Raw genomic sequence first — 10,509 nt, forward strand, 5'->3', positions numbered from 1 at the left:
ATTCTACAGAACCCTTTTCTCTTTGTCAACTTCCTTTTTCATTCCCGCTTCCCTTTCCTTCTCCCCACCAGCGCCTCTCTGCGCTGAAGAGCTGTGCATTATATACCCTCAACTCAAAGTGTCAAGGATTTTTTTGAGCAATCTGATATTTAGAAACCTTAATATCGCTAAGATATTCTTTCGGCTATAGATTTTATCTACAGCGCAAAATATTTTTATTGTAGACATACACAATCACACTAAATACAATCGCTAATTAATGGCTACACATTTTAGTAGGAACAGGGTATTTAGAGTGGCAGCCTACTAAGCCCACAAGAATGGACTGTGCCAATAACAATCGCACTTAACCATCAACAGCTTTAACAGCTGATTGATTTATCGTGACTAATAAAATTTTTCATCACCACTTGTTAAACCAAGAACAATCCTTACTATCAATAGATATAAAACCTGCTTTGTTGGTTAAGCATGGTCAACTGGTTATGCTAAGCTGTGCAACATCTGGAATAGTGCTATGCGACTTAGAAATTACCACAAAAATTTTAAGCGCTGTTCTACTGCTTTTTTATTTCGTAAAAATATACAACCAATCTGTTTCATGTAAGATTAGGATAAAATACAATACATCCGGCTGGACACTTACCCAAACAGATGAGACTGAATACATTCACATTTTGCCGTCATCTGTTTTGACAAAACATATTATTGTTTTACACATAAGATACTTAAGCGGCACTAAGTCTAAACAAAAGCGTTTTAAATCGCTGTTAATCACGAAGCAAGATGCAGTAAATGAAGAGGATTTCCGCCGCTTAACAGTGAAATTAAAATGCTCACTAATAAAACAAGAGCAAACAACCGTATCTATTGTTAAAATTAAGTCGACTAACTCACCTGAATAAGCTATTTCCTCTACTTAAATCAGGTCAAGACCGGTTATCAAGACGTTTTGGCATTACCTGAACACATTCTGATACAAATCTTTAGTCTATTGATTTGTCAGCGCCGGCACACACACTAAATAATTTGAGCTATAAAAATAAGGAGAAATTGGATGTCAAAAGGCCAAAAACTTGCAGGACAATTTTTTGAATACGTTACGGAAAGAACATACTCCTGTATCGATATTTCTTGTCAATGGTATTAAATTACAAGGCAAAGTAGACTCATTCGATCAATATGTCATTATGCTAAAAAACACTGTTAGCCAAATGGTGTATAAACATGCTATTTCAACTATCGTCCCTAGCAAAGCCGTTAAATTAGCTAGAGACGAAGAAGAAAGCATCGACGAATAACGTTACGCACAGAGGTTATTCATTGTTTGATCGCCCTGAATCAGGTGAGCGCGCTATCTTAGTTCATCTATCCTGCCATGCTGGACAAGAAGACTTTCTCGAATTACAGGAGTTAGCCAAGTCTGCAGGCACTGAACCTGTCCATGCTGTCATCGGCAGCCGCCAACGCCCTGACCCGAAATTCTTTATTGGCCAAGGCAAGCTAGAAGAACTTAAGTTAGCCATTGAAACTCATGCCGCTGATGTCGTGTTGTTTAACCATCCCTTAACACCTAGCCAAGAAAGAAACTTAGAAAAATTTTTAGGCATTCGTATCGTCGATAGAAATGGCTTAATTCTCGATATATTTGCGCAAAGAGCCCAATCCTTTGAAGGCAAACTGCAAGTAGAACTAGCCCAATTAAAACATTTATCCACGCGCTTAGTTCGTGGCTGGACGCATTTAGAACGGCAAAAAGGCGGTATTGGTTTACGCGGACCTGGCGAAACCCAGTTAGAAACCGATAGACGCCTATTAGCCGTCAGAATCAAACAAATCCAACAGCGCCTAGACAAAGTTGATAAACAGCGCCACCAAGTTCGTAGCAAGCGAAAAAAAGTCCGAAATTCCGACGGTATCGTTAGTTGGCTACACCAACGCAGGAAAATCTACGCTTTTTAACACGTTAACCGGCGCTGACATTTACGCTGCGGATCAATTATTTGCAACATTAGATCCAACCTTACGCAGTCTTAAGCTAAATGCCCATTCAGAAGTCGTATTAGCCGATACGGTAGGCTTCATCAGACACCTGCCGCACGAACTTGTCGCAGCCTTTAAATCAACACTACAAGAGGCAAGCGAAGCAGACTTATTGCTGCATGTTATCGATGCCTACAGCGATGAGCGCGATGATATTATCGAACAAGTTAATCGAGTCTTAACTGAAATTAACGCAGATAAGATTCCGCAATTACAAATATTCAATAAAATCGATTTAATTGACGATGCACAACCACGCATAGACAGAGATGAATCAGGCAAACCCATACGGGTGTGGTTATCTGCTGCAACCGGAATCGGCATTCAACTATTAACCGACGCACTCGCCGAGTTATTCTCAGCCACAAAAAAGGTATAAACGCTGCTGGTTAACACCCGCGCAGGCAGGCATTCGGGCAAAATTATTTTCTTGCGCGAATATTATTGCCGAGGATATTGACGAACAGGGCCACTCTTGCTTAATCATTGAAATCGACCCTAAGCATTTAGGCCTGTTAAAAGATGTTTGTGTGGAAGATTATCAACACGAAAGCTAATGCAGCCTATAACAGACTCAATCATAATCGTAGAAATTACGATAGAATAACCAGAAACTCAAAGCGCCTAATATTTTGTTACGCTAACTGTCTATAGATTTTATCGCTTAAGAAATGGCATAAATTGTAGCGGTATTTAAAAAGCAGCGCGCCTTACACACTTAACAAATCCTAACGGAGAAACGTATGTCCTGGAATGAACCCGGCGGCGATAAAAAAGACCCCTGGAGCGGTAGAGGTGATGATAACAACCCACCGGACCTCGACGAAGCAATACGCTCGTTACAAGACAAATTAACTAAATTTTTTACCGGCGGGCAATAATGGCGATGGCCGCTCCCCCAATAATAACGAAACCCATGCACCAATGAAGGGCATTAGCACTATCGTAATTGCTATCGGCCTCATCATCTGGGCATTTAGCGGCATATACACTGTCGATGAAGGTAATCATGGGGTTGAAACACGATTTGGACAATTCATCGGCATCACTCAAGCGGGCTTAAATTGGCATATTCCCGCGCCAATAGAACAAGTCACCATTGTCAACGTAAAACAACAACGCTTCATAGAAGTAGGGTATCGTAGCGCGATGGGTAATGACCAAGCGACAGGTTCCGTTCTAAAAGAATCATTGATGTTAACCAAAGACGAAAACTATGTTGATGTCAGACTGGCTGTGCAATACCAAGTCAAAGACGCTAAGCAATTTTTTGTTTAGCATCGTAAACCCTGCTGCCACGTTAAAACAAGTTACAGAAAGCGCTGAGCGTGGCGTCATAGGCGGCAATACTATGGATTTTGTGTTAACCGAAGGGCGCAGTGAAATCGTGACCGAAATTAAAAAAGAAATCCAAGAAGTCATGGATAGATACCAATCGGGCATTCAAATTACCAGCGTTAATTTACAAGATGCCCAACCACCAGAACAAGTGCAAAACGCATTCGCCGATGCGATTAAAGCGAGAGAAGACGAGCAACGCTTAATTAATGAAGCGCAAGCCTATGCCAATGATGTCGTACCTAAAGCCAGGGGCGCTGCGGCAAGAAAACTTCAAGAAGCGGAAGGCTATAAGGAACAAGTCATTGCCCAAGCCGAAGGGGAAACTAATCGCTTTAGCAAACTGTACGGCGAATACAGCAAAGCACCTGAAATCACCAGAAAACGACTTTATCTGGATGCTATCGAAACTGTGTTATCGGGAACCAATAAAATTTTAGTCGATGTTAAAAGCAATAACATCATGTATTTACCGCTGGACAAACTTACCCATACCAACACAGCTACACCAGCACAACCTGTTGGAAGCATTAGCGAATCGATTAATAACCAGCCTAGTAGCGTAGCACAAACACAAGTTAACGAAGCAGACGCACATGCCGCTGAACGAAACTCAACGCGTGGCCGTGAAGCCAGGGGGCGTTAAATGACTAAAAATCAATTAGGATTAGCGATTGCTAGTTTCATCTTATTACTCGGTTTTATGAGCGTTTTTACCGTTAATGAAGCCGAAAAAGCTATTAAATTTAAGTTTGGTGAAATTATTAAAAGCGATTATTCACCAGGCTTACACTTTAGAATCCCTTTTCTGAATACGGTTAAATTGTTTGATGCTAGAATTCAAACCATGTCATCAAGACCTGAGCGTTTTTCTAACCGCTGAAAAGAAAAAAACGTTATTGTTGATTCATTCGTCAAATGGCGCATAGGCGATGTAACCAAATTTTATACAGTGGTATCAGGAGACATTGACCAAGCCAACCTACGATTAGATCAAATTATTAAAGACGCTTTTCGCAGTGAATTCAGTAAGCGTAATATTAAACAATTGGTCTCTACTGATCGCCGCACCATACGCGATATTTTAATCAATAACTCTAAATCGATAGCGGCCGACTTAGGCATGGAAATCATAGATGTGCAGGTAATGCGCATCGATTTGCCTGATGAAGTCAGCGCGTCAGTATTTAGCCGTATGGAAGCTGAACGTGAACGCGTCGCCAGAGAATTCCGCTCGCAAGGCGCAGAAGCGGCCGAAAAAATTCGCGCTGATGCTGACAGACAACGCGTTGTCACCTTGGCTAATGCGTATAAAGAAGCTGAAAAACTGCGCGGTGAAGGCGATGCTAAAGCGTCAGAAATTTATGCCCAAGCTTATGGGCAAGATGCTGAGTTCTTTGCTTTTTATAAAAGCTTAAACGCTTATAAAAAGACATTTGCCAACTCAGGCATGATGGTGTTAGACCCAGAATCAGAATTCTTCCGATACTTAAAAACACCTAAATAAATAATTAACAACACTGATAACCACAAAACGCTCCGCATGGAGCGTTTTTTTGTTTGAGTGGGACAATCATGCAACAAAAAAACACCTGGTTATTGCCGGATGGCATAGAAGAGTTATTACCGGAACAAGCACAGCACGTAGAAAGCTTGCGCTCTAAGTTATTAACTATGTTTAATTGCTGGGGTTATGACCTAGTCATTCCTCCTTTTATCGATTTCTTAGACTCCTTACTCACAGGCGCTGGGCATGACCTCGACTTACAAACATTTAAATTAACCGATCAAATTAGCGGTGAGTTACTAGGCATCAGAGCCGACATGACACCTCAAGTTGCCCGTATCGATGCCCATAATTTAAAACATGACTGGCCTACGCGCTTATGTTACACCGGCACCGTATTGCATACACGCGGTGATGCGCTGGAGAAAAGCCGCAGCCCTATGCAAATCGGTGCAGAGCTTTATGGGCATAAAGGCCTAGAGAGCGATTTTGAAGTTATTTGTTTAATGCTAGAAATGCTAGCGTTAACCGGATTAACACAGGTTCATTTAGACTTAGGTCATGTCGGCATTTATAGAGCGTTAGCCGAACAAGCGGGCTTAAATGCTCAACAAGAGCGGGAATTATTCGCGGTCTTGCAACGCAAAGACCGCACCGAGTTAAACGTGTTATTAACAGACTATCAGTTAACAAGCGATATTGCTGAGCAGTTATTACAACTCCCCAATCTTAATGGCGAATCTTCAGATTTAGCAGAGGCTATCAAAGCACTAAACACATCACATCCTATAGTTACCGAGGCCTTGCAAGATTTATCAATACTCACTGAAAAGATAGCCCAACGCTTCCCGGCGCTTGATATAAGTTTCGATTTAGCAGAGCTACGCGGTTATCACTATCATACCGGCGTTGTCTTTGCCGCGTTCATTCCTGGCGTTGGCAAGGAAATAGCTAGAGGCGGACGCTATGATAATATTGGTAAAGTATTTGGTCGCGCGCGTCCGGCCACCGGTTTTAGCGCCGATTTAAAAACACTGGCGACACTGGCAAAGCTAGAACCTAGCGTAACTGAACGCATTTTTTGCTCCCTACAGCGTCGACGCTGATTTACAGCAGATGATTAGAGATTTGCGCGCCCAAAACAAAATAGTTATTCAACAGTTACCAGGACAAACAGGTAATGCTAAGGACTTAGGCTGCCAATCCATACTAATTCAAAACGAAGACCAACATTGGGTCATTCAACCGCTCGCTTAAACATACAGGAAAAAAACATGGGAAAAAAACGTCATCGTCATAGGCACGCAATGGGGCGACGAAGGTAAAGGCAAACTCGTCGATTTGCTGACTGAACAAGCTCAAGCGGTAGTACGATTTCAAGGTGGACATAATGCGGGTCACACCTTAGTAATTAAAGGTCAAAAAACCGTTTTACATTTAATTCCATCTGGCATATTACGCGATAACGTACAATGCTTAATCGGCAACGGCGTTGTGTTATCGCCTGAAGCGTTATTACATGAAATAGCTTTTTTAGAAGAAGCAGGCGTTAATGTACGCTCGCGCTTATTAATCAGCGAAGCATGTACGCTGATTTTACCGGTACATATCGCCGTAGACCAAGCGCGCGAAAAAGCACGCGGCGATAAAGCGATAGGTACAACAGGACGCGGCATAGGTCCTGCCTATGAAGACAAAGCCGCACGCCGTGGATTACGCGCAGGCGACTTACGCGATGCGAAGAGTTTTGCTGAAAAATTATCAGAGCTAGTCGACTACCATAACTTTTTATTAACGCATTATTACCAAGCACAACCGGTTGATTATCAAAAAATCTTAGACGAAGCACTGAATCACGCTGAAGCCATAAAACCTATGTTATGCGATGTCAGCGAAGCGTTATATCAACATCAAGCGAATGGCAATAACATCTTATTTGAAGGCGCACAAGGGGCATTATTAGACATAGACCACGGCACATTTCCTTATGTCACGTCGTCTAACACTACCGCCGGAGGTGCTGCAACAGGCAGTGGTTTTGGCTTATTAGATTTTGATTATGTTTTAGGTATTACTAAAGCTTACTCCACACGCGTTGGTAATGGCCCTTTCCCTAGCGAATTAAACAATGACATTGGGGAGCGCATTTTGCGCACAAGGCTTTGAATATGGCGCAACCACAGGCCGCAAACGCCGTACCGGCTGGTTTGATGCAGTAGCCATGCGTAAATCCGTCAAACTCAACAGCGTAAGCGGCATTTGCCTTACCAAACTAGATGTCTTAGATGGCTTAGAAAAAAGTCGGCATTTGTACCGCCTACACTATAAATGGTCAAACCACAGAAATTGCACCCCTCGGCGCCGACCAATATGCACAATGCCAACCTATCATAGAAGAAATGCCAGGCTGGTCAGAAACAACGGCTGGAATTACTGATTTTGCCGCGTTACCTGAAAACGCCAAGGCTTATGTCAAACGTATCGAGCAATTAATTGGCGTTAAAATAGCTATCTTATCCACAGGACCGGATCGCGACGAAACCATTATTCTCGAACATCCATACGCTTAACGGATGAGTCATAAGGGATTCTCAAGCGAACTGAGAATCCCGCAACACGCACCAGGTTAACAAGTAGCTAAAATACTATTGATTTTATTGGCCAAACTTTGCCAATCTTGCTGAAAATAAAAATGCCCCCCTGAAAAATAACTCACCGTTAACGGCAATGTCGTTTCCTGTTGCCAAGCATAGGCATCAACGCTAGAAATCAGGTCTTGGCGACCTAAAAGCAGATGAATAGGCAGCTCTATAGGTGCTCCCGTTTGATAATAAGTCGTTTCAATTAACTCAAAATCAGCACGGATAATCGGCTCAAACAACGCCATTAAATCCTCATCTTGCCATACAAGCTCAGGAATCCCACCCAACTCTTGTAACATGGCTCTAAACGCAGACGTTGGATAAACATGCTTAGGGTCAGCATCAATAATGGTCGGTGCTTTACGGCCTGAACAAATTAATAACTTAGGCGCAGGCAAATGGTAGGCAATAATTTTTCGCGTCAACATATAGGCAATAAACGCCCCCATACTATGGCCAAAAAAAGCATACGGTTTATGCAAATCGAACGCGATACCCGCCAACAAAAAATCTAGCAACTCATCTAACCGTCTAAGGCAAGGTTTATTCAACAAACGGCCTCGTCCCGGTAATGCTTGAGTTTTTAATGTTGCATGGGTCAGATAAGGCTCTAACTCACGATAACAATGCTCACCACCTCCGGCAAACGGAAATGCATATAACTCCATGTTTTCCTCTCTTACACCGGCTCTAAACCTTGCCCAGTTTCAGCAGTAAGCCCAAATAACCTATCCAACGCGACATGAGCATCATCAATCCCTGTTTTTTTCGACGATGAAAATAATTGCAATGAAACAGGACTCGTCGATGTCGATAGCGTTTTAGTCACTTGTAATAAAGTGTTTTTGCTTGCGCCATACGTCAGCTTATCGGCTTTAGTTAATAAAATATGCAAAGGCAGTTGCGCATGCTCACACCACGAAATCAGTTGGGTATCAAACGGCGTTAACGGGTGTCTTATATCCATAACCAAAACCAGCGCACATAACGACTGACGTTGGTTTAAATACTGCTCCATTGACTTTTGCCATTTTCTCTGCACATCGGCCGGCACTTGCGCATAGCCGTAACCGGGTAAATCAACAAAGCGTAGCTGTTCTGTGATAGAAAAAAATTAAGCATTTGTGTGCGTCCCGGCGTTTTTACTCGTCCGTGCGAGTGAAGATTGCCGAGTAATCGCATTCAGAGCGCTGGATTTACCTGCATTAGAGCGACCAGCGAAGGCAATTTCCTTACCCTCGTCTTTTGGCGCAACCGTTAGAGTCGGAGAACTTTTAATAAACGTAGCTTGATGATAAATGGGGTTCATTGCTGCCTCGCGTCAGCGTGTTAATTAAGGTAGAATCGTGGTTTTTAGCGGCCTGTGTTCATAAAGGCCCAAACACATCTTCCGACGGGGGAACTATAATAATGAAAACAAAATGGCTTGCATTTATCCTGTTGGCATCAACGGCTGGTTCAGGGCCTGTAATGGCTGAAGGTAATGGCAGCGCTGGTGCAGAAAAATCCGCAACATGTGTAAGCTGCCACGGTGAACACGGCAATAGCATGGTAGCAACATTCCCTAAGCTTGCACAACAACATGCAACATATTTAGAAAAACAATTACTCGCCTTCAAAAACGGCACCCGCAAAGACCCTATGATGGCGACTATCGCCAAGGGCTTATCAGAAAAAGATATTCTGGACATAGCCGCCTATTACGAAGAACAAAAAATTAGCGCCAACGCATTACCCAAACCCGAGCCTGATGACGATGAAGACGATGATATTCCAGCGCAAACCGAAGCCGACATTCAAAAAATGCTTAGCCAAGGGGCTGATTTATATAGAAATGGCGATATTGCCAGAGAAGTTTCAGCCTGTATCGCCTGTCATGGCCCTACGGCTGAAGGCAATAAGCCCGCAGGCTTTCCTTCTTTAAAATCACAACATGCTGATTATTTAATTAAAACGCTTACCGATTTTAAAAATGGCAATCGTAGCAACAATCCTGACAACATGATGGTTATGATTGCGAAAAAAATGACACTGGATGAAATCAAAGCCGTCGCTTACCGTATTTCAGTAATGAAATAATACTTCGCTTACCTTACACACTGGAGGATAAAATGCTCAAAAAATTAGCCCGATACAGCTTATTCATCTTATTAGTTGCTATAACACCGTGGGTATATGCAGAAGGCCCAGGCTACGAAGTATTAAATCCACCTCAACCCACACAACATGCCGATAAAATTGAAGTCATTGAATTTTTCTGGTATGGCTGCCCGCATTGTTATGCGTTTGAACCCGAACTCAACAAATGGCTGAAAAGCAAACCGGCTAATGTTGAATTTATTAGACAACCTGCCGTATTTAGCGAAGCATGGGGTAAACACGCCCGTGCCTATTTTGTTGCTGAAGCGCTAGGTGTGGTTGATAAAATCCATGCCGATTTTTTTGATGCTATTCAAAATAAAAAACAAAAGTTAGAAACCGAAGACGAATTAGCCGTGTTTTTTACCGAGCACGGTGTTAAAGAGAGCGATTTTCGCGAAGCCTTTTCCTCATTTGCTGTTGACTCAAAAATGCGCCAAGCCCCTGCTATAGCCGCTAAATACGGACTAACCGGCGTACCCGCGATTATTATCAACGGTAAATATGTGACCAACGGCCCATTAGCAGGTACTCACGAAAAAATGATTGAAGTCATGAATCTGCTCATTAAACAAGAAAGCAACGCGAAATAAACAACGTATACTCTGAACAGTCAAGTTTTCGGGTTACCAGCTTAAGACGGGACAGGGCATTCAGAACGCATAACGCCATGGATGGCGTGTAGTAGGGCAACGCAGGAGCAGTTGCCGAGGACGCCGTAAATACGTCCCTGTAGGCTTGGCGGCAGCATCCCTGCTGCCGACACCTGAAGCCACAAGGATGTGGTGAATGCAGAAAACTCACGACTGCACGGATGCAGGAGGTAGAGCAATGCAGGAG

5 protein-coding genes and 6 pseudogenes are annotated in these 10,509 nt (G+C 42.9%); 9 read left to right on the forward strand and 2 right to left on the reverse strand.

Going from position 1 to position 10,509, the window contains the following annotated elements; translation table 11 throughout:
- Nucleotides 1-383 precede the first annotated feature (383 nt).
- The 7 genes and pseudogenes from VZ94_RS19390 (at nucleotide 384) to VZ94_RS19420 (ending at nucleotide 7,458) form a co-directional block, all read left to right on the forward strand.
- On the forward strand, nucleotides 384-905 hold the full coding sequence (locus tag VZ94_RS19390; RefSeq protein WP_045780501.1) for a protein YgfX: 522 nt from the start codon (nucleotides 384-386) through the stop codon (nucleotides 903-905).
- A 147-nt stretch (nucleotides 906-1,052) separates the two neighbouring features.
- On the forward strand, nucleotides 1,053-1,301 hold the full coding sequence (gene hfq, locus VZ94_RS19395; RefSeq protein ID WP_045780502.1) for an RNA chaperone Hfq: 249 nt from the start codon (nucleotides 1,053-1,055) through the stop codon (nucleotides 1,299-1,301).
- Between the two features lie 22 nt (nucleotides 1,302-1,323).
- A pseudogene (gene hflX / locus VZ94_RS19400) lies at nucleotides 1,324-2,600 on the forward strand (ribosome rescue GTPase HflX).
- A 186-nt stretch (nucleotides 2,601-2,786) separates the two neighbouring features.
- A pseudogene (hflK, locus tag VZ94_RS33365) lies at nucleotides 2,787-4,027 on the forward strand (FtsH protease activity modulator HflK).
- A 57-nt stretch (nucleotides 4,028-4,084) separates the two neighbouring features.
- Nucleotides 4,085-4,888 (forward strand): annotated as a pseudogene (gene hflC, locus VZ94_RS19410) (protease modulator HflC).
- A gap of 68 nt (nucleotides 4,889-4,956) precedes the next feature.
- Nucleotides 4,957-6,145, forward strand: a pseudogene (locus VZ94_RS19415) (ATP phosphoribosyltransferase regulatory subunit).
- A gap of 33 nt (nucleotides 6,146-6,178) precedes the next feature.
- Nucleotides 6,179-7,458, forward strand: a pseudogene (locus tag VZ94_RS19420) (adenylosuccinate synthase).
- A gap of 56 nt (nucleotides 7,459-7,514) precedes the next feature.
- Here the strand turns inward: VZ94_RS19420 and VZ94_RS19425 are convergent.
- A complete protein-coding gene (locus tag VZ94_RS19425) occupies nucleotides 7,515-8,198 on the reverse strand; it encodes a thioesterase II family protein (RefSeq protein WP_052700763.1) in 684 nt (227 codons plus the stop codon).
- An 11-nt stretch (nucleotides 8,199-8,209) separates the two neighbouring features.
- Nucleotides 8,210-8,839: pseudogene (gene yihA, locus VZ94_RS19430) on the reverse strand (ribosome biogenesis GTP-binding protein YihA/YsxC).
- A gap of 101 nt (nucleotides 8,840-8,940) precedes the next feature.
- On the opposite strand from yihA, the gene VZ94_RS19435 reads away from it, so the two are divergent.
- Both VZ94_RS19435 and VZ94_RS19440 read left to right on the forward strand, forming a co-directional pair.
- Nucleotides 8,941-9,609, forward strand: a complete 669-nt coding sequence (locus VZ94_RS19435) for a c-type cytochrome (protein WP_045780503.1) — start codon at nucleotides 8,941-8,943, stop codon at nucleotides 9,607-9,609.
- Between the two features lie 32 nt (nucleotides 9,610-9,641).
- Nucleotides 9,642-10,262, forward strand: a complete 621-nt coding sequence (locus tag VZ94_RS19440; RefSeq protein WP_045780504.1) for a thiol:disulfide interchange protein DsbA/DsbL — start codon at nucleotides 9,642-9,644, stop codon at nucleotides 10,260-10,262.
- The last annotated feature ends 247 nt before the right edge of the window (nucleotides 10,263-10,509 follow it).

It is taken from the genome of Methylocucumis oryzae (genome assembly GCF_000963695.1).
Taxonomy (GTDB): domain Bacteria; phylum Pseudomonadota; class Gammaproteobacteria; order Methylococcales; family Methylomonadaceae; genus Methylovulum; species Methylovulum oryzae.

Coding starts and splice junctions, on each gene's coding strand:
- VZ94_RS19440 (WP_045780504.1), top strand. CDS start 9,642: ATGCTCAAAAAATTAGCCCGATACAGCTTATTCATCTTATTAGTTGCT.
- VZ94_RS19425 (WP_052700763.1), bottom strand. CDS start 8,198: ATGGAGTTATATGCATTTCCGTTTGCCGGAGGTGGTGAGCATTGTTAT.
- VZ94_RS19435 (WP_045780503.1), top strand. CDS start 8,941: ATGAAAACAAAATGGCTTGCATTTATCCTGTTGGCATCAACGGCTGGT.